The organism is Cryobacterium levicorallinum (assembly GCF_004402405.1).
GTDB classification, from domain to species: Bacteria; Actinomycetota; Actinomycetes; order Actinomycetales; family Microbacteriaceae; genus Cryobacterium; species Cryobacterium levicorallinum.
Map to the genome: position 1 here is coordinate 79,720 of NZ_SOFE01000012.1, position 18,878 is coordinate 98,597.

18 protein-coding genes are annotated in these 18,878 nt (G+C 60.6%); 5 read left to right on the forward strand and 13 right to left on the reverse strand.

The features are described 5' to 3' along the window. Positions 1-222: 222 nt before the first annotated feature. Positions 223-1,347: a hypothetical protein gene (locus E3O11_RS06970; RefSeq protein ID WP_139226655.1), complete on the forward strand. Its 1,125-nt coding sequence runs from the start codon at positions 223-225 to the stop codon at positions 1,345-1,347. A 24-nt stretch (positions 1,348-1,371) separates the two neighbouring features. Here E3O11_RS06970 and E3O11_RS06975 read toward each other — a convergent pair whose 3' ends face one another. Then, a complete protein-coding gene (locus E3O11_RS06975; protein WP_092450898.1) occupies positions 1,372-2,019 on the reverse strand; it encodes an FMN-dependent NADH-azoreductase in 648 nt (215 codons plus the stop codon). A 160-nt stretch (positions 2,020-2,179) separates the two neighbouring features. On the opposite strand from E3O11_RS06975, the gene E3O11_RS06980 reads away from it, so the two are divergent. The 4 genes from E3O11_RS06980 to E3O11_RS06995 all read left to right on the forward strand — a co-directional run bounded on the left by E3O11_RS06980 (position 2,180) and on the right by E3O11_RS06995 (position 6,081). Beyond that, positions 2,180-3,050, forward strand: a protein-coding gene (locus E3O11_RS06980) for an IS5 family transposase (protein ID WP_166787519.1) whose coding sequence is annotated in 2 segments (ribosomal slippage) — positions 2,180-2,539 and positions 2,541-3,050 — 870 coding nt in all. Because the reading frame shifts where the segments join, the coding sequence is not laid out codon by codon here. Between the two features lie 479 nt (positions 3,051-3,529). Then, on the forward strand, positions 3,530-4,537 hold the full coding sequence (dhaK, locus tag E3O11_RS06985; RefSeq protein WP_092450900.1) for a dihydroxyacetone kinase subunit DhaK: 1,008 nt from the start codon (positions 3,530-3,532) through the stop codon (positions 4,535-4,537). Beyond that, complete coding sequence (gene dhaL, locus E3O11_RS06990) at positions 4,534-5,169, forward strand: dihydroxyacetone kinase subunit DhaL (protein WP_198415564.1); 636 nt, start codon at positions 4,534-4,536, stop codon at positions 5,167-5,169. Before dhaK ends, dhaL begins: the two co-directional genes overlap by 4 nt. Before the next feature lie 45 nt (positions 5,170-5,214). Then, entirely contained in the window at positions 5,215-6,081 is an 867-nt protein-coding gene (locus E3O11_RS06995; protein WP_166787520.1) for an SMP-30/gluconolactonase/LRE family protein, read from the forward strand. Between the two features lie 29 nt (positions 6,082-6,110). Here E3O11_RS06995 and E3O11_RS07000 read toward each other — a convergent pair whose 3' ends face one another. The 12 genes from E3O11_RS07000 to E3O11_RS07055 form a co-directional block, all read right to left on the reverse strand. After that, on the reverse strand, positions 6,111-7,073 hold the full coding sequence (locus E3O11_RS07000) for a sugar kinase (RefSeq protein WP_092450903.1): 963 nt from the start codon (positions 7,071-7,073) through the stop codon (positions 6,111-6,113). Beyond that, positions 7,070-7,735: a bifunctional 4-hydroxy-2-oxoglutarate aldolase/2-dehydro-3-deoxy-phosphogluconate aldolase gene (locus tag E3O11_RS07005; protein WP_092450905.1), complete on the reverse strand. Its 666-nt coding sequence runs from the start codon at positions 7,733-7,735 to the stop codon at positions 7,070-7,072. Before E3O11_RS07005 ends, E3O11_RS07000 begins: the two co-directional genes overlap by 4 nt. Positions 7,736-7,817: 82 nt before the next feature. Then, complete coding sequence (locus E3O11_RS07010) at positions 7,818-9,032, reverse strand: sugar ABC transporter substrate-binding protein (protein ID WP_092450907.1); 1,215 nt, start codon at positions 9,030-9,032, stop codon at positions 7,818-7,820. 29 nt (positions 9,033-9,061) lie between these two features. Then, positions 9,062-10,072: an ABC transporter permease gene (locus tag E3O11_RS07015; protein WP_092450909.1), complete on the reverse strand. Its 1,011-nt coding sequence runs from the start codon at positions 10,070-10,072 to the stop codon at positions 9,062-9,064. Beyond that, the gene (locus E3O11_RS07020; RefSeq protein ID WP_092450911.1) at positions 10,069-11,145 is read right to left on the reverse strand and encodes an ABC transporter permease; all 1,077 of its coding nucleotides are present in this window, start codon (positions 11,143-11,145) and stop codon (positions 10,069-10,071) included. Before E3O11_RS07020 ends, E3O11_RS07015 begins: the two co-directional genes overlap by 4 nt. Beyond that, entirely contained in the window at positions 11,142-12,761 is a 1,620-nt protein-coding gene (locus E3O11_RS07025) for a sugar ABC transporter ATP-binding protein (RefSeq protein WP_092450913.1), read from the reverse strand. Before E3O11_RS07025 ends, E3O11_RS07020 begins: the two co-directional genes overlap by 4 nt. Positions 12,762-12,959: 198 nt before the next feature. Further along, positions 12,960-13,670, reverse strand: a complete 711-nt coding sequence (locus tag E3O11_RS07030; protein ID WP_092450915.1) for a FadR/GntR family transcriptional regulator — start codon at positions 13,668-13,670, stop codon at positions 12,960-12,962. Between the two features lie 125 nt (positions 13,671-13,795). Further along, positions 13,796-14,935: a mandelate racemase/muconate lactonizing enzyme family protein gene (locus E3O11_RS07035; protein ID WP_092450917.1), complete on the reverse strand. Its 1,140-nt coding sequence runs from the start codon at positions 14,933-14,935 to the stop codon at positions 13,796-13,798. Between the two features lie 63 nt (positions 14,936-14,998). Continuing rightward, positions 14,999-15,718 carry a gluconate 2-dehydrogenase subunit 3 family protein gene (locus E3O11_RS07040; RefSeq protein ID WP_092450919.1) on the reverse strand — a complete coding sequence of 240 codons (720 nt, stop codon included), beginning with the start codon at positions 15,716-15,718 and terminating at the stop codon, positions 14,999-15,001. A 19-nt stretch (positions 15,719-15,737) separates the two neighbouring features. Beyond that, on the reverse strand, positions 15,738-17,417 hold the full coding sequence (locus tag E3O11_RS07045) for a GMC family oxidoreductase (RefSeq protein ID WP_092450921.1): 1,680 nt from the start codon (positions 17,415-17,417) through the stop codon (positions 15,738-15,740). A gap of 152 nt (positions 17,418-17,569) precedes the next feature. Beyond that, positions 17,570-18,097, reverse strand: a complete 528-nt coding sequence (locus E3O11_RS07050; protein ID WP_092450925.1) for a type 1 glutamine amidotransferase domain-containing protein — start codon at positions 18,095-18,097, stop codon at positions 17,570-17,572. Between the two features lie 58 nt (positions 18,098-18,155). Next, a complete protein-coding gene (locus E3O11_RS07055; protein ID WP_092450927.1) occupies positions 18,156-18,860 on the reverse strand; it encodes a cysteine hydrolase family protein in 705 nt (234 codons plus the stop codon). Between the last annotated feature and the right edge of the window lie 18 nt (positions 18,861-18,878).

Genomic DNA, 18,878 nt, shown 5'->3' on the forward strand with positions numbered 1-18,878 from the left:
TGAATCGCTGCCGCAGCGGTCAAGCGACCTCGAAGTAATAAACGATTTGTCCTCTCATATACGCCTGAGCCCCTGCACCCGCTCGTGCCCCGCGCACCAGCGCTCCGCCAATGCCCTATCGGCGACGCCCGACCGCGACGTTCGACGTAGTGGTCGACCGCTGGCATCCCGACGACACAGAGGGACTGGCGGCACGTCCGCGCGTGTTGGTACATTGCCAGCATGGGGAAAAACAGTGTGGTTCCAATTACCGTTGCCCTGATCCTTGCGCTGACGGGGTGTGCGGGCCCGGCGACGCCAGCTGCCTCGGGACCGTCGACATCTCCGTCGACAACACCGGCGGCCGAGCTCTCGTCGGCGCCCGCTTCGCGGTTCGACGTGACCTGCGCCGACCTGGTGTCGATCGCCGAACTGGAGGCGCTTTTCGGTGCGAACGACTACGAGCCACGATTGGACTGGGCACCATCCGTATCCCCGGTGAAGTATGCCGTGCAGAACACCGGTGGGTTGAGCTGCACCTGGGGCAATGACGATGTGCCCGTGGGTGGTATTCCCAATCCGACATATGACGAACTGACCGTCCAGGTACTGCCCGATGCCACGGCCGCGCAGATCGAATTGCATGTGGCCGACCATCCGCAGGGTGACGCCCAGCCATTCGGAGACTCGTCCGGGACGATCTGTTTCGCGCACTCCGGCCTGTGCACGTCCAACATTGTCGTCGGCGAGGCCTGGATCGAAGTATTTCTGGAGGGGGCCAACGTTTCCGATCCGGCCTCCGACGCCGATGTGCTGGCGCTCGCAGCGCCGGTCCTCCGCACCATCACCAAACGGGTCGCCACCGCCGCGGCCTCGAACACCACGCCGGCCGTTGCCGCAGTCGCTGCACGCACCGACTGCGAGGTAATCCTGCCGGCTGCAACCGTGCAGTCCGTCTTCCAGGCGGCCGAGCTGCCCGTGCACACCACTTACCACGGCGGCGGTTGGAGCGTCATGACCGGAGCGGCGACGCTCGCTGGGGTGACGCGCTGCATCGTGGGGCCCGCCGGTTCCGACGCAGCCCTCGCCAACCTGGAGATGCTGCCGCACGGTGCGTGGGCTTTCGATTCCGCTCAGGTGCAGAGCGGCGTCTGGGCGGCGCACGAGCCCGTCGATGTCGCGGGAGTAACCGAACAGGCCTATCTCCTGTGCCCGGTCGGCACGATCTCGGCTTGCTCGGTCGACTTCATCGTCGGCGATGACTGGGTGCGACTGGGCACGTTCATCAACGGACAACGGCCGGTAGAAGCCACCGACCGCGACCAGGTATTGGAGCTGGCCGGGCACGTCGCAGCCGCTCTGGAATGAACTAGCCGGCCGATCGAGGGCGGGTCAGCCCAGGCGGCGGGCGGCCTGCGCAGCGGACGCGTGGGCGGCCGCCAGTTCCTGGTGCTGCTTGGCGACCTCGTCGGCGGGGGCGCCGAATCGTTCGCTCAGCGTGCGGGTGGCCACGATCGTTTCGAGCGTCATTCCCAGTGCGTCCGCCAGAATCAGGCTGAGCGCGGGCAGTGCGTGATCGTCGTATTCCGTGGATGTTCCCGCGTCGTAAACCCCGCCGCGAGTCGAAACGAGCACGGCCGGGCGACCGGCCAGTGGCTGCTGGCTGGCTGGGTCGTCGAACGGAGCGGTCACCGCCGGCAGGTGGATGTAATCGATCCACGCTTTCAAGGTCGACGGCATCGAGTAGTTGTACAGCGGAACGCCGATCAGCAGCACGTCAGCGGCGACCAGTTCCGAGATCAAAACCTGCTGCAGGGCCTCCTGCTCCGCGCTCGGGTTCGCATCCACGGGGCGTAGCCGGGGCGGAAAGTGTAGCGCGGCATCCGTCAGGTGGGGCAGCGGTTCGCGATGCAGGTCACGGTGAACGACTGTGTGGTCGGCGCCGAGACTGCGCCAGGTATCGGCGAAGGTCGCCGTGATAGCCCGCGACCGCGAAGTCACGAGGTCTGCGGACGAGTCAAGCTGCAACAGTATGGGCATTCCCACAGCCTAGAGGACGGCAGCCCACCGCCCAGTGGTCACATCAGGCTCACGGCACCCATTGCCGTTCGTGGCACCCCCTACCCACGGAGTGCCGCGAGCGGCACTCACCTAGGGCGTGTCTCTTAACCCAGTGAGTTGGTTGTGAGAGCATTTAGATGTGACTCGCACCGTTTTCCTTACTGATTCGCAGTGGTCGTTGATTGAGCAGTTGATGCCGCCTGCTGCGGCGAAGGGTGGCCGCCCCTTTCAGGATCATCGCCGCGTGGTGGAGGGGATCATTTACCGGTATCGAACCGAGACTCCTTGGCGGGATTTGCCGGAGAGTTTTGGTCCGTGGCAGACGGTATGGAAGCGGCACCACCGGTTCAGCGGCGACGGCACTTGGAACAAGATCCTCACAGAGTTGCTGTCTCAGGCTGATGCCGCCGGGCTGATCGAGTGGGAAGCGTCGGTGGACTCGACCGTGAACCGGGCGCATCAACACGGCACGAACCTCGGCCGGGCCACGGGGGCAACTGTCAAATTACACGAATCTGCTTGTCGAGCCACCTGATCATGCAATTGGCCGGTCACGGGGTGGTTTGACCACGAAGATCCACGCGCTGTGCGACGCGAATATGCGTCCTCTCGTCCTTCTTCTGGGTACGGGGCAGGGCGGTGACTCGCCCATGTTTCCGCGCGTAATGTCGAGCTTGAGAGTGCCACGCCGCGGCACGGGGCGTCCTCGGACCAAGCCTGATCGCGCCATGGCTGACAAAGCTTATGCGTCAAAGGCGAACAGAAAGCTTCTGCGCGACCGCGGTATCCAAGCCGTGATTCCGGAGAAATCCGACCACATCGCCAACCGCAAACGGCGGGGAGGAGAAGGCGGCCGGCCACCAGGATTCGACAAGGAGGCCTACAAGCGCCGCAACGTGATCGAGCGATGCTTTCAGGCGTTCAAACAATGGCGCGGCATCGCGACCCGATACGACAAGCTCGCCGTCAACTACCGCGGCGGAGTCATCCTCCGGACGATCACAATCTGACTCAATCCGTTAGGAGACACTAGGTGCAAGACAGAATTCTCATGTCCATTCCTCCCTAATGCCCGGTGCGTCTCCGCGCTGACACTCGTTGGGTGACAATGACGGATGATCTCCTAACGGTTCACGGGTCCCCACGCGACCAGTGCTGCGTTCATCGTTTGGTGGCGACTTTCGGACCGTGTACATACACACGATGCCAAAGGTAGACAACTCCCAAGGTGAAGGTGCGGCTTTCAACGAGTTAAAGAGCCACTCGGCGGCGAGGGTTTCTCCACCACTGGCGTTGTCACCCTCCCCCGGCTCGGCGGCGTCGGGAGAGCGATACTGTTTCTTCGAAATCAGTGGCATTTGACATCGTCCTCGTTTTTGCATAGTGTTCAGACCACCTGATCACCTGCTTTTCAGCGTAAAATCGCGGCATCACCTGGACTGCCTCGGACTGACTCATGAGCAACACCTTGAAACGAAGGCACACTTCGATGAAGAAGTTTATGAACGATCCCGCAGACGCAGTAACCGATTATCTTGTCGGCCTGGCTGCAGCTCACCCGACGACAGTGACCTTCGATGCCGAGCGACGCATTGTTGTGAGAACCACGCGCGCCAGAGCAGGCAAGGTCGGTCTGGTGGCCGGCGGCGGCTCCGGCTGTGAACCGCTGCACACGGGGTTCGTAGGCCACGGCATGCTCGACGCCGCCTGCCCCGGTGAAATATTCACGTCCCCAGTTCCCAAGCAAATTGTCGCCGCCACGCTGGCCGCTGACAGTGGTGCCGGGGTGTTGCATGTCATCAAGAATTTCAGTGGAGAGGTGATGAACTTCGGCATGGCCACAGAGCTGCTCGCCTTTGAAGGCATCGCAATCGACTCAGTGCTCGTCACCGATGACGTCTCCATCCCGCAGATGCCCGGAACTGCCGGACGACGGGGACTCGGCGCGACCGTGCTGGTCGAAAAGATCGCGGGTGCAGCGGCCGAACGTGGTGACGACCTTGCCTCCGTCACGGCAATAGCCCGCCGCGTCACTGACCGCGCTCGTACGTTCGGTGTGGGCCTGAGCTCCTGCACACCCCCACTTCGCGGAAAACCTATTTACGATTTGCCCGACGGCGAGATTGAATTCGGAATCGGTATCAGCGGCGAACCTGGTCGGGAACGAGTGGCCATGAGAGACGCGCACCAGATAGCCGACGCCATGGTTTCCGAGGTCGTGACCGATCTGCAGCCCTCCCCTGGCGCACAGCTGCTCGTCCTGGTGAACGGAATGGGTGCGACCCCGCTCAGCGAGCTGTACCTGCTGTACGGCGAGTGTGACCGGCTGCTTCGCGCTCGAGGACTGGAGCCGGTACGCAGTCTGGTCGGAAATTTCGTCACCTCACTCGATCAGGCCGGAGCTGCCCTGACCATTCTGGAGCTCGACGATGACCTGACAGTTTTATGGGATGCGCCGGTGCGCACCCCCTCAATCACCTGGGGAGCAGAAGCATGAACGACCAGATCACCACGGCACAGCTGACCGCGTGGGTCACCGAATGTGCCCGCCTGATCAACGTTCACGCCGACGCTCTGAACGACCTCGATGCGACCGCTGGCGACGCCGACCACGGCTCCAACCTCGAACGCGGGTTCACTGCCGTGATGGCGATCGGATTCCTTGACCAGCTGGACTCACCGCGGGAACTCCTCAAACACGTGGGCTCCACAATCGTTGACGTGGTCGGCGGTTCCAGCGGCGCCCTCTATGGCACCTTTTTTCTGCGAATGGCTGTGACGAGCGGGCCGAACGGCGTGTTGGATGCTGCCGGTTTTGCTGAGCTGCTCCGCGCCGGTGGGCAGGGAATTGTGGATCGCGGCTCCGCCCAGGTCGGCGATAAAACGCTCTACGACTCTCTCGCTCCGGCCATCACTGCCCTGGACCAAGCGCTGGCGGCCGGTGACACGCTGGCCCGTGCATTGGTCAGCGCGTCTGCCGCCGCAGACGCCGGTCGGGACGGCACGGTGGCGCTGGCTGCCCGCAAAGGACGTGCAAGCTATCTCGGCGATCGAACCATCGGCTATGCCGATGCGGGGGCGACGTCGATGGCTCTGATCATTCGGGCCGCCATGACAACTCTGGGCTGACCCGTGCACGCTGCAAACACTCGAGCTTCTCGGGCATCTGCCGGGGTGGAAGTTGCCCTCGAAGCCGCAGCCGAACTGGCCGAAAGCCCCTGGTGGGACACCGAACGAGCCGAGTTGCTCTGGGTAGACATCTCGAAGGGTGAAATTCACCACTTTGACCCGGCATCCGGAACAGACCACAGCATCGCTGTCGGGCAACCGGTGGGAACCGTGGTCGGCCGCCGGTCCGGCGGCGTCGTGTGTGCGGTGCGCGACGGGATCGGCTACGCAGACTTGGAAACGGGTGCGTTCGAACTCGTTGCCCCCGTCGAAGCAGACCGAGCATCGAACCGGATGAACGACGGCGCCTGTGATGCAGACGGCCGGCTCTGGGTCGGCACCATGAATGCTGATTTAGTTCCGGGGGCAGGCAGTCTGTACCGCGTCTCTGCAGATCTGGCCGCAGATCGCATGGTTTCACCGGTTTCGATCTCCAACGGTCTGGACTGGAGCCCGGACGGTCGGACCTTCTATTACATCGATTCCCTGACCCGACAGATTGATGCTTATGACTTTGAACCCGGCGCCGGAACGCTCCGCGGCCGTCGCACCCTGGTGAAGACTCCCGGCCTCGTGGCCACCCCCGATGGCATGGCCGTCGACGCGGAAGGCTGCCTGTGGGTTGCCATGTGGGACGGCGGCAGCGTGCTCCGCTACAGCCCAGCGGGTGAGCTGTTGACGGTCGTTGACCTGCCGGTCACTCGCGTCACGAGTGTGGCCTTCGGCGGCGCTCGCTTAGATCAGCTTTTCATCACATCGGCCCGTGCAGGGTTGACACCTGAACAACTCATGCACGACGAACCACTCGCCGGCGCGATCTTCGCCGTCGACCCACACGTGACAGGACTAGCCCCGCACCGGTTCGCCGGTTAGAGCCACGGCCGGCGCTCAGCGGCCGGCCCTCAACGAATGACGGGTTCGGTTGCCGCGAGGAGACCGAGTTCACTGCGAAGGGGCATACCCTCCCAGTCCCCGGCGACCGTGCAGGCAAAGGCACCCACAGACACCGCGGTCTGCAGGCGCAGCGCTACAGGAGAGCCGCGATGAACTTCAGACAGGTAACCGGCGACGAATCCGTCGCCGGCACCGACGGTGTCTTCCACGGTGACAGTGAAGGCCACCTGGTCATAACTGACCCCGTCAACAAGGGCGAAGCAGCCACGATCCCCCAACTTAATGATCACTTGCCGCGGTCCCAGTTCGCCCAACAGACGGGCGGTCTCAGCCACACTGTCGGCACGCCCCACGGCGATCTCGGCTTCGTCTTCACCGGCGAAGACGATGTCGGCGAGGGCAATCAGGTCGCGATAGCTCTGCCTTGCCGCCTGGGCGTTCCACAACCGTGATCGATAGTTCAGGTCGAAGGAGACGAGCACTCCGGCGTCCCGCGCCAGAGACATGGCATGACGGGTGGCCTGTGCCGCTGATTCCGAGAGCGCCGGAGTGATACCGGTGACATGCAGCAAGCTCGCCTGACGAATGACGTCAGCCGGGATGTCTGAGGGCTCAAGCCGAGAACCGGCGCTTCCGGCCCGGTAGTACCAGACCCGGGTAGCGGTGGCCATCCGTCGTTCCTTAATCATGAGTCCAGTGGGGGCGTCCTCGTCAACGGTGATGATCGCGTTCACCCCTTCGGCGGCCAGCTCCCGCTGAATGAGGTTTCCCAGGCTGTCGCGGCCCACCCGACCGACCCAGGTCACCGGGGTACCCAGACGCTTCAGGGCAATCGCCACATTGCTCTCCGCACCCCCCATCCCTAGCTGCACGCTGCGGCTGAGGGCCAGCATGCCGGGTTGCGGGTCTCGAAAAAGCCCCATCGTCTCGCCGAAGGTCAGCACTCCTCCCGGTGTCGCGCCGGCAGTCATGACTCACTCCTGAAACCGCTCACCAGGTTCACGGCGTGTTCAGCCCGTTCTGCCAATTCGGTCAGACTGCCGCCGGAGAACGCATTACCGATCAGCGGTCCACCCAGCGAAACTGCCAGCGCTCCGGCCTGAAGCCAGGGCTCCACATCGGCCATCTCGACCCCGCCCGACGGAATGACCTGAATATCAGGAAAGGGCCCACGAAGCTGGGACAGATAAATCACGCCCACCGTCGAGGCAGGAAAAATCTTCACGGCCGTGGCGCCCGCAGTCCAGCCAGCGTGCAGCTCTGTCGGGGTGAGCCCGCCCGGGTAAATCGGCACACCACGACGGCAGGCCAGCGCGACGATCTTGAGGTTCGTGGTGGGTGTCACCAGAAACTCGGCGCCGGCATCCAGTGCGAATTCGGCCTGTTCGAGATCGGTGACGGTTCCCACGCCGAGGTCGACCGTGGTCGGAACGATCTGGCGGAGCGCGGAAAAGTGTTCGAGAGTTCCCGGAGTGCTCAGCGTAAATTCAAGAGATCGGATGCCCGCATCAACAAGAATTTTTACAACGGGATCGTAGTCGTAAGCCTGCCGTGCTCTCAAAACAGCGATGAGAGGCGACTCGAGAAGATTAGAAGAGGGAGGAGTTGCTGAAGAGCTGGCCCGAAGTACCATAGTGTCGTTTTTTCCTTTGATGTCAGTGACAGAATGATTCTTCGGACCAGCTCAAACAGCCAGACCGATCGAATCCGGAGGATCAGTAGGTCTTGGCGGGCTTCAGCGCATTGTTGATGTAGGCCTGGGCTGCCGCGACGTTCGTCTTAGTCACAACCCGGGTGGGCACCTCAATAAACTTGCCCACCGATTCGCCCAGCACGACGTTGTGGAAGATCGTGTCGATGAAGGTGCGGCCCTGGTCTACCGATCCCACGTCAATGGTGGCAGTGAGTTTGCCCGCAACGATTGAGTCCATGCCCGAGATCAGACCGTCGGCGCCGATGATGACGATGCCGTCTGTGCCGTCCCACAACTTGAGGCCGGCAGCCTCCACCGCCTGCAGCGCGCCTAGAGCCATGTCCTCGTTTTCACCGTAAATGGCGTTCACGTCACGGAAACGAGTGAGCAGGTCCTGAGCAGCGTTCAGACCCTTTTCACGAACGTAGCCGCCGTCAGCACTGCCGACAACCTCCATGCCCGGGTTTTCTGCCATAGCCTTGGCGAAACCAATCAGGCGTGCCTTCGTCCAGTCCGAACCAGACGGTCCCATAATCTGAATGACCTTGCCCTTGCCGCCGAGTGTGTCGGCGATGAACTTGCCAGCCAGGTAACCTGACTGCGAGCGGTTGTCATAACCGATGTTGGAGACGGTGCTGATCTGATCGGGCTCGTAGATTTCTACCGGCTGGTTGAACTGGAAGACCGACGTCCCGCTGTCGGCCGCTTCCGTGTAGACGTCCTGCATCGTGGCGAAGTTTGCCCCGGTGCATACCAGAACTGCATCGAATTTACGGGTGGTCCAGCCCCGTACGGTGCTGATCTGCTGCTCGACGGCATCAAAGTTTCCCGTGGGGGAGGAGCGTTCCCACTTCCACTTCACCCCGTAGGCTGCCTCAAGTTCTGCCATCCGGCCGAAGGCGGCATTTTCCATCTGGTTGAAAAACTCCGAGAGAATCGGAGGCGTCCAGCCAACCTGAAGCTCTCGACCAGCAACGAGCTTCTTAATTTCAGCGTCGTAAACGGAGCCGCCGATGCTGCCGGCAGCGGCAGCGCCGCCCGTTGCCGCGGCTGATCCGGTGGGGGCAACGGTCGAGCAAGCCGACAGAAGACCGGTCGTGGCGATGACTCCCGCGCCCAGTCCCATCGAAGTGAGCAGGCTGCGGCGAGAAACTCCATTTTTCTTGACCTCTGAAATGATTTTCGTGTCAGACACTTTTTTACCTTTCGCTGTGTTGATTGAATTTCCGCTCGTCATCTTTGACGGGTCGGGTGTACCGGTGAAGATCAGGCGTGTGCCAGCCTGGTCGCGAGTCGGGCCGAGCGAGCTCTGATGAGCGAGCTCACTCGGTCGAAGACGACGGCCAGGAGAAGAACTCCTCCGGTCACAACTTGTTGCCAACTCGAACTCACCCCGGCGATATTGATGGCATTCGCAGTAATACTGAGCACCAGCGCCCCGATGACCGCCCCGAAGGCAGATCCACGGCCCCCGCCAAGTGCGGCGCCCCCGATGATCGCAGCGGCGATGGCGGCGACCTCGTAGCCGAGTCCCATGGTCGGGGCGACGGTGGTGTTTCGACCGGCCATAATCATTCCGGCCACGCCAGCCATCAACCCGCTGATCATGTATGCGATCACCTTGATGCGGGCAACGGGTACCCCGGAGAGCACGGCTGCATGGGGGCTGCTGCCCAGACCGTAAGCGTGCCGTCCGTAACTGGTGAACTTCAGCACGACGGCCACCACGACAACCGCAACAATGGCAATAAGAATGGGAACGGTGATGAAGCCAAATGGCTGGCTGAGGCCGCTGATGACGTAGTACTCCGGCAGCATGTAGCCGATAATCGGCACCCCGCCGGTCCACAAAAATAGAGCGCCGCGGGCAACTCCGAGCATTGCCAGGGTGGCGATGAAATCAGGCAAACCCAACTTGGTGATCATGATCCCGTTGATAAGGCCGAGAAATGCACCGACCGCCATCGTCGTCAGCAGACCCACCACCAGGGGGGCGCCGCTGGTGATCGTGTACGCACCGATGCCGGCGCTCAAGCCCATCACGGACCCGACCGACAAATCGATCCCGCCGGTAATCAGCACCACGGTCATCCCCAACGCCAGCAGCAGCACGAACACCATCTGGTTGGAGACGTTGCCGGCATTGATCCCGGTAAAGAAGTTGGGGAAAGCCACCGACATGGCCACGATCAGAATGACCAGCAGGAGAATGGCTCCCGCACTCGGGTTGGCCAGAAGACGGCTGAACCGCTGGCTCGGGGCAGTAATGGCGATCATTTCGTGTTCCTCACAGACGAACGAGTAGCGGATGTTGTGGGCGCGTCGGCAGACACAGACGCTGAGGCATCCGAGTCATCGAAAATCTGACGCTTGGTGGTGGCTGCCGCCAGCTGTTTGATCACCCATTGCTGCACCGCACGGTCGAACGCAACGGCGATGACGATGCTGGCGCCGGTCACGATGCTGAACCAGAGCGGATCCACCCCGATGAGCTGCAGCCCCTGGGCCATGGTCGCCAGGAAGAGTGCACCGATCACCGCGCGCCAGACACTGCCACGGCCACCGGCGAGCGATACGCCACCCAAAACCGCGGCCGCGATCGCGCTGAGTTCATATCCCTGGCCGAGGCCTGGCTGCACGGAGTTCAGATGAGAAGCCAGGAGAACGCCGGCCAGGCCGGCAATCGTTCCGGACAACAGGTACACGCTGAAAGTCAGGCGCCGCACCGGCGTTCCCGCCAAAAAGGCAGCCCGAGGATTTGTCCCCACGGCGAAGATCGTTCGGCCAAACGTCGTGAATAGAAGCACCCACTCCAGCGCAGCCACGATCACCAGAGTGATCACCACCCCGGTGGGGATTCCGAGGATGCTCCCCTTGGTGAGCCAGGCAAACGCGGGCAGTGACACGCCGGTGAGCTGGGTTCCTGTCGTGAGGACCTGAAGGGCGCCGGCTCCGATGCTGAGCGTCGCCAACGTCACGATGAATGCGTTGATCTCCATCACCGCGATGAAAAAGCCGTTGATAATTCCAAAAGCCATACCCGTGGCGATGCCCGCCAGAATACCCAGCGGCAGTGCCCCGCCGTTCATCAGAACCAGCATCGTCGTCGCAGCGCTCAGTCCCGTGGCTGCGCCGACGGAGAGGTCAAAACCGCCGACGATAAGCACGAAGGTCATGCCCGCCGCGAGAATGATGACGAACAGTGACTGCGTCAGCAGATTCGAGATGTTCTCCTGGGTGAGAAAGAACGGTGAGGCCAGAGAAAAAAAGACCACAGCCAGCGCCAGAGCGGCCGCGACCGGCAGCCCGTCAATCGCTAACGTCTGGGTCAATCGCGTACGCACGCTCATGGTGTTTCCTCCGCTACTCGGCTCTGCTCTGTTACTCCAGCCACCATGGCCATAATTTTTTCCGCCAGTTCGTTGTCGGTGCCGCCAGTCGTATTCCTGCGCTGTCCAGTGAGTTCTCCCACCAGGCGTCCCTCACGCATCACGACAATGCGATCGCTGAGGTTCACCAGTTCAGGTAATTCAGAGGAGATCACAATCGCCGCCCCGCCTTTATCGACGAAATCATAGATCAGACGGTAAATTTCGGTCTTGGCGGCGACGTCGATCCCCTGGGTGGGCTCATCAAATATGAGCAGAGAAGGCTTATTGAAGAGGGCTCGGGCGATAATCACTTTTTGCTGGTTTCCGCCACTGAGAGTGCCGATTTTCTGCGTCACACCACTGCATCGAATGCGCAGTTCAGTGACAAAGCGATTGGCCGCGTTTTTTTCCTTGCGGTTGTTCAACACGATGGTGCCGGTGGAGACGTCGTCCAGGCTGGAAATGGAGATGTTTTGGGCGATCGACATGGAGCCCAGAATGGCCTGTGTCTTTCGCTCTTCAGGAACGAGCGAGATTCCGAGTTTGGTAGCCTGACGGGGATTTCTGATCAGTACTCTGCGGCCTCGAACAAAGACCTCTCCGCTGTCAGTGCGGTCGGCGCCCAGAATGACCCGAGCCAGTTCGGTGCGGCCGGCTCCGGCGATCCCGGCAATGCCGAGAATTTCTCCCTGTCGCACGGTGAGCGAGATGTCCCGCAGCAAAGGCAGTCGGGTAACCTCAGTCAGTTTAAGAACCTCTGCCTGTTCTGTATCGGACAACCCTTCGCGGCCATCGTGCACAGTGGACGACTCGGCCAGATTACGGCTGCGCCCCACCATCAGTCGCACCAGCGAGTCGGGCGTCTGGTCCGTCGGCGCCACATGAGCGACCCAGCGGCTGTCGCGGAGAACGGTAATCACGTCGGCCAGGCCGAAAAGTTCGTCGAGCCGGTGAGTCACCCAGAGCAGGGCCACTCCTCGTTCCCGCATACGCCTCATGTGGTCAAAAAGCATCTGCCGTTCGCTGTCTTCCAGACCGGATGTCGGCTCATCGAGAATGACGACGCGTGCGTCGAAGGCCAGCGCTTTGAGAATCTGCACCACGTGCTGTTTGAGGGCACCTAGGCTGCCCGTCGGTAAATCCAAATCTGTTTTGCTCAATCCGAATTCTTCGCAGAGCGATTCAACACGGCGCCGCATGGCTCGCTCGTCCAGGAACGGACCGCGCTTCAATTCGCGACCGAAGTAGACGTTCTCAATCACCGTCAGGTGCGGTGCGAGGGTCTGCTCCTGGTAAATCGTGCTGATTCCCAAGTCCTGAGCCTGTCGCGGGCTGGTGAAGTTGCGCGTCTTATTGTCGACCAGCAACTCGCCACTATCTGGGTTCGAGAGACCAGAGAGCAGACCGATCAGGGTCGATTTTCCCGCCCCATTTTCTCCGAGGAGAGCGTGGATCTCTCCTGCGCGGAGCGACAGACTCACGTCGTCGAGGGCGATGACTCCGGGGTAACGCTTGCCCAGTCGGCGAGCTTCCACAATTGGCGCCTCGGCAGCGAGGCCGACCTGTGTGGCTGCTGTCACGTTGGAGGGAAACATTCATGCTCCTTTGCATGTCTGTCAGGACGACGGGTGCCGTCACGGTTTCGTACCACCTAAACAGGGTGTTCAGGTTAGTTGGAAATCAGGTGGTCTGAACTCTTCGATTACAATTCTCCCCTGTCAAGAGAATTCAGGGCGTGTTGAACGACTCTGAACCGCCACATTTCACCGGCGGAAAACGATCAGACAGCTCTGTTATAAGACAGCCTCAAGGTGTACTTCAATGTCTTTCTGAACTTCGGCTAGATGGTTGGCCACGGCAATTTCAGCGGCGGCCGAGTCTCCCCCGGCCACAGCCTCCACAATGAGCACGTGGCCGGCATGGGCTGTTTTCCGGCGGCCTGGCAAGCGAATCACCCGATGAGAATAGACCACGAACAAGTGCTCAATGCTCTTGGACAGGTCAACCAGAAGCTGATTTCCACTAGCGGCTGAAATCGCCTGATGAAGTTGTCCGTCCAGCTTGATGAATTCATAATCGGTGATGCCCGGAACCGCGGCCTGCTCAAGAAGTGAGTGCAAATTTGCCACCTGTTCTGCGGAGATTTTCTTGGCCGCGAGTGAGGCACCTTCCCGTTCCAGAGCCAACCGTGCTTCAAAGAGGTCTGGAACGGTGTAATCACCCGTCAGAATCATGTCCGAGGGCAGTAACGTTGTTTTCTCGTTACTCACGACGAAGACACCCACACCGTGGTCAGTCCTGAGCAGGCCGCCCGCCTCCACCATGCGAAGGGCTTCGCGCATAGAGCTGCGCCCCACACCAAAGTTCTCGGCCAGAACGCGTTCCGGGGGAAGCTTCTCGCTGATCTTGTATTCACCCTCAATAATGAGCCGCTCAAGTTGGAGAGCCACGGCGTCTGCCAACTTGACCCGCGGTACGCGTTCGATCATTTTGTTGGCACTCATCGCGGGTCTCCCTGATCAAGATAAAATTGCTTGGAAAAAAGGTGCGGTTCACCTATTGGTGGTCTGAAGATATGAAGTCTCAAGTTTAGTGACCTCTCACCGGAGCGGGCGTAATGACACGCTCATCACAACAAGGCGGGAATGGCCTGAAGCGCGAACCGACCGTAGGCATCCGCGGTCAATTCGATTCCCAGACCGGGGGCATCCGTCGCCTCGAGGAAACCGTTCTTCAACAGCGGAGCAGACGCCAAGAGACCGTCCCAACCGGGACCACCGTAGGCATCATATTCGATCATCGGCGCGTTCTCACAGGCAAGAATGAGGTGGAGTCCGGCAGCCAGAGCGATACCGGTCCCCGAGGAACAGGCGATGTGCGGAACACAGTCAATGTTCCACGAACTGGCCATGTCGGCGACCCTCTTGGCCTCCGAGATTCCCCCTACACTGGTGCAATCAGGCTGGAGAATGTCGAAAGTTTTACGTTTGAGTAGGTCAAGGTATTCAAATCGGGTCAGGAGAGATTCTCCGCCGGCCAGGTTTATGGACACCCGGTCCGAGAGCCAGGTGTGCTCATCGATGTACTGGGTCAGGCTGCGAGACAGAATTGGCTCTTCGAGCCAGGCAATCTGAAGCTGCTCGAGTTCCCGGGCCAACGTCAACGCTTCCCGTCGATCAAAGGCCATGTTGGCATCGACCATGATGTCAATGTTCGGACCCACGGCGTCGCGCACGTCGGCCACCATGTCGACCCCGGCCTTGAGATCAGGACCGTGCCGAAGTTTCATGGCAGTGAAGCCCTGTTCAACGGCTTGGATGGCCTCTTCCACCACCAGATGGGGGGCTTTCAACGAGGGCGCGAAATAGGCGCGAACCTTCGACTTGGCCGCTCCCAGCAGGCGATACACCGGTTGACCGCTCACCTTGCCGAGCAGGTCCCAGAGGGCAATGTCGACCCCACTTAGTGCATAGGTTTCGATGCCTCGCCTGCCCCACATGTGTGTCGCATCCAGCATCTCTTGCCAGAGCGCGGCAATATCCTGGGGGTCCCGACCGATAAGCATGGGACCCAGTTGATTATTGATGATGGGCCCGACGGTGCTGAAATACTCCGATGAGAACCCGGCTTCGCCGATTCCCTCGAAACCCTCATCAGTGCGAATGCGCACCACAATTCCGCCCTTGGAATTGACCGCCATGGCGCCCCAGCGCAGGGGCTCATCGAGAGCGACTCCTACCGGGAAGGCTCTGACCTCAGTGATCTTCATTATTTTCCTTCGTCTAGTGAACAGCGGCCACCAGTTTCCCGGGGGCCGCCGTGGTGAGGTTCCTTAGAGCGTGCCGCCCGCGTCGCGGTAGACCTTCAACTGCGGAATCAGGTCTTCCCACTCGAACTCACCCTGATAGAAGTACTCAGCGGTGCTGTAGGTGCCGTCCATGGTGTCCTTGAGCGACTTCGGGCCAGGGAATCCAATGAACTTCCAGCCCATCTGTTCCTTGTTACCGCCGTAGACCGGGTCACAGTAAAATCCTTGACGGGTGTGCAGGCAGAGAGCACTAAAAAAGTCCAGCCCCTCATCAAAAGACCCCTGCAGGAACGTCGTCACCGGCTCTTTGGTGCCGAGAGTTACCTGACCAGGCTTTGGCGCTCCGGAGAGAAGCTCCAGCACGTGGTCGGCTTCTGCGTCGCTGAGATCAGCAAACCTTCGACCTGACTCAGAATGTGCCAATTCATCGAGCCGGACGAGCCCGTGTCGGTACACATTTTGCATCTCATCCATTCGAGCACGCCAAGCATCCGCATATTTTCCCGACATTTTCAGGAACCCGCTGCCGTCGGCGGCTGCGTAGACATAGTCTGTGCCGGAGAGGTAACGGTCGATGAAAACCACCACCCGGGCCTCGCGTGCACCTGGATCCTGATCGGTCGGCATGATCCGCGCAGTCGCGGCCTCGACCGTGTCCCATTCGGCGTCGGTAAAGAAGAGTCGTTCGGTGGTGTCCGGATCTACCGGAGCCCCAACGATCTCCCATTCTGATTTCAGAGTCATGAGTGTCTTCCTGCCTGTCTCAGCGCTTGGTGTTCGAGAGAATGAGACGTTCTTCGCGTCCCTTGGAATAGACCTGGGCAATGTATTCACTGCACCGCCAGGCGTTGGCCATCATGGTCAACGTCGGGTTGACACCAGTGGCCGTCGGGAAGCCGGAGCCGTCGAGAACGAAGAGATTGTCCACTTCGTGGGCCTGACCCCATTCATTCAGCACGCTCTTGGCCGGGTCGGTGCCCATGCGCGCAGTGCCGTGCTGGTGGCACGTGTTGCCGGTCATCTTGTCCAGATAGACAGGGACGGTCTTGCGTGCCCCGGCCGCCTCCAGAATCTCAACGTTCTTGTCTACTTGCCATTTACCCATCGCGATGTCGTTGCGGTGGGGACTGTGTGTAATGCGTGCAACCGGCCGACCAAAGGCATCTTTCACCGTGGGGTCAAGATCTACCCGATTGGATTCCACCGGCAGGTCGTGCAGAATCAGGCCGATCTTCATGGCGTAGTTGTAGTAGTTGCGGTCCGCGTCTTTCAACGCTTCGCCCCAGCTCGGCCGGCCCGGAAAGACCCAGTTGATGGGGTGGCAGGTCTGCGAGGCGGAGATGATGGAACCACCGATGTGACCACGGTTTTCGTCGGTCTCATAGAATTCCAACGATCCGCCGCTGATGTAGTTGCCGGCAAATCCGTTCAGCGGCTCGTCGATGTCTTTATCGAACAAACCCACCGCAAAGAGGTATTCGTGGAAGGTGGCGTTCTTGCCGACCAAGCCACTGCCGTTGGCCAGACCATCGGGAAACCGAGGCGACTTGGACATGAGCATGAGGCGCGCGGATTCAATGGCACCAAGCGTCAAAATCACGACGCGTGCATCCTGCTCTACTTCGTTTCCATCCGGGTCGATGTAAACGACACCGGTGGCTTTGCCATCATGACCCAACTTCACCGACTGCACGAAGCACTCGGCGCGGACTTCCAGGTTTCCCGTGGCCACGGCTTCCGGGATAAAAGAGGTCAGCGTGTTGGAGCGGGCGCCACTGGGATCGCCATACTGGTTCCAGAAACTGGTCTGATTAAAGGGGTCACGACCGTTGTGTTTGTTCGTAACCATGGCATGCGGAATAGGAAAGGCGTTAATGCCCATTTTGTTGCAGGCATCGTAGAAACGCTTGCCGTACTGGGTCGGTCGGAGCGGCGGGCTGGGATAGCCCTTGCTGCGGTACGGTTCGTACTTGTCGGCCCCCGCGATACCGGAGACGCCGAAGGCCCACTCAACCTTGGTGAGGTAGGGCTCCAGGTGTTCGTAGCGGAAGGGCCAGTCGGCGAGACTTGCGCCTTCGATCTCGCCGTGGAGGGAGCGCATCATGAAGTCAGACTCGCGCGGGCGCGGCACCCAGCCGGCCCAGTGGTTTGTTCCTCCACCGACCATCTGCGGGGTCGGTGAAAAGGGGAATCTTTCTGCCACGGCGTTTTCGTCGTAGCGCACGGTTCGGGGGAACATTTTCGGGTCCGGCCACATGTAGTCACGGTTGACGAACTTGAGTTCATCGCCGGAATAATGTTCCAGGGGTCGCAGCCACGGGCCACGGTCAAAGCCCACTACCTTCAGTCCTGCCTCGGCCAGCACCTTGACAGCGGTGCCACCGTTGGCGCCAAGTCCCACGACGATCGCGTCTACAGGCTCGGGCTTCTTCCGATTCAGCATGATTTTCTCTTCCTTGAGACGGTTTTGTGAACTTCTTGATCACTTTTTACCGCGTCGTCAGTGATCCACGCGGAAGTGTTGTCTGGTGTTGACTAGACGCTGAGTTGCCGGCGAAATGATCGAACCGGCAACTCAGCTTCCCCAGTGCGCGCCTAGTGGGTCTCGAGGTACGTAACGAGAGCCGCTCCGAAGGCAGGCAGGTCGATCGGAGTTCGGGAGGTGATGACGTTGCCGTCAATGACGACTGCTTCGTCAACCCAGACTCCCCCTGCGTTTTCCACATCGTCCTTGATCGGCAGGTAACCGGTAACCTTACGACCGTTTTTGAGCACTCCGGCTGACGCGAGGACCCAGCCACCGTGGCAGATGGCGGCGACCAGCTTGCCCGACTCGTGGGCGTTACGAACGAGGGAGATCATCTCGGGGTGCAGTCGCATATTGTCGGGCGCAAATCCGCCCGGCACGACGACGGCGTCGAAATCTGCCGACGTCACGTCAGCGGCGTCTGCGTCGACGTCCATGGGGTAGTGCTCTTTGGAGTCATAGCTCTTCTTGGTTCCGCTGCCGACGACGACAACGGTCGCCCCGGCCTCTTCGAGGCGGAGTTTGGGGTACCAACCTTCGAGGATCTGGTATTCGTCCTCGATCAGCAGGGCAACTTTTTTTCCGGAAAGTGTCATTTCTGGGAGTCCTTTTTATCGCGAGTTGTGGGGTCACACGGGGTGAGAGGCTGGCGCCTTATTTCGCCAGCATCTTGAGAAACTCAATGCTCGTGCGCACGTCACCGTGATTGGCCTGAATATTGCGCAGAGCCTCCCAGTGCTGGCCGTAGCCCAGCGGGTCGTCCTGACCAGACGGGATAGCTGCGGTTGTGTCGGCCAGGACGACGATCTTGTAGTCCTGGTTGGCGCCATCGATGGCCGTTGCAATCTGGCAGTTTCCGCTGGACAGGCCGGCCACGACGAGCGTGTCTGCTCCCGCGCGGCGCATGTACTCGTTCAGCGGAGTACCGAAGAAAGAAGAAAAACGGTGCTTGCGCATCACAGGCTCGTCGGGAGCCGGAACGAGTTCGTCGACGAGTTCATCGCCACCATTTCCCCATGATCCGGGGAAGCCTGCAAGCTGGCCTTCGAGGCCCCACTTGACATCGGCGTACCCAGCGTCTTTTCCATCGCCACGCAAGCCCCAGAGGGACCAGACGACGGGGATGCCCGCTTCCCGGCAAGCATTCAGCACGTTCACGACCGGCTGTACCGTGTCTTTGCCCTCCGGAGCGCCGCCAACGCTCTCGATGTACATGGCACCGCCAACCTCGGCACACGCCTTCTGCATGTCGAGCACAAGCAGCATCGTCTTCTTCGGGTCGATCGTGGGAGCGACCCACGTGGACCGGTTAATTACTTTGTCAATGTTCTCGTAGGTGAAATCAAGCGAGGACAACATTGTCTCTTTTCTATTCGA

Bases quoted from the DNA above. Each gene is read 5' to 3' on its own strand.
- E3O11_RS06970 (WP_139226655.1), top strand. From the start codon at position 223: ATGGGGAAAAACAGTGTGGTTCCAATTACCGTTGCCCTGATCCTTGCG.
- E3O11_RS06975 (WP_092450898.1), bottom strand. From the start codon at position 2,019: ATGCCCATACTGTTGCAGCTTGACTCGTCCGCAGACCTCGTGACTTCG.
- dhaK (WP_092450900.1), top strand. From the start codon at position 3,530: ATGAAGAAGTTTATGAACGATCCCGCAGACGCAGTAACCGATTATCTT.
- dhaL (WP_198415564.1), top strand. From the start codon at position 4,534: ATGAACGACCAGATCACCACGGCACAGCTGACCGCGTGGGTCACCGAA.
- E3O11_RS07000 (WP_092450903.1), bottom strand. From the start codon at position 7,073: ATGACTGCCGGCGCGACACCGGGAGGAGTGCTGACCTTCGGCGAGACG.
- E3O11_RS07005 (WP_092450905.1), bottom strand. From the start codon at position 7,735: ATGGTACTTCGGGCCAGCTCTTCAGCAACTCCTCCCTCTTCTAATCTT.
- E3O11_RS07010 (WP_092450907.1), bottom strand. From the start codon at position 9,032: ATGACGAGCGGAAATTCAATCAACACAGCGAAAGGTAAAAAAGTGTCT.
- E3O11_RS07015 (WP_092450909.1), bottom strand. From the start codon at position 10,072: ATGATCGCCATTACTGCCCCGAGCCAGCGGTTCAGCCGTCTTCTGGCC.
- E3O11_RS07020 (WP_092450911.1), bottom strand. From the start codon at position 11,145: ATGAGCGTGCGTACGCGATTGACCCAGACGTTAGCGATTGACGGGCTG.
- E3O11_RS07025 (WP_092450913.1), bottom strand. From the start codon at position 12,761: ATGTTTCCCTCCAACGTGACAGCAGCCACACAGGTCGGCCTCGCTGCC.
- E3O11_RS07030 (WP_092450915.1), bottom strand. From the start codon at position 13,670: ATGAGTGCCAACAAAATGATCGAACGCGTACCGCGGGTCAAGTTGGCA.
- E3O11_RS07035 (WP_092450917.1), bottom strand. From the start codon at position 14,935: ATGAAGATCACTGAGGTCAGAGCCTTCCCGGTAGGAGTCGCTCTCGAT.
- E3O11_RS07040 (WP_092450919.1), bottom strand. From the start codon at position 15,718: ATGACTCTGAAATCAGAATGGGAGATCGTTGGGGCTCCGGTAGATCCG.
- E3O11_RS07045 (WP_092450921.1), bottom strand. From the start codon at position 17,417: ATGCTGAATCGGAAGAAGCCCGAGCCTGTAGACGCGATCGTCGTGGGA.
- E3O11_RS07050 (WP_092450925.1), bottom strand. From the start codon at position 18,097: ATGACACTTTCCGGAAAAAAAGTTGCCCTGCTGATCGAGGACGAATAC.
- E3O11_RS07055 (WP_092450927.1), bottom strand. From the start codon at position 18,860: ATGTTGTCCTCGCTTGATTTCACCTACGAGAACATTGACAAAGTAATT.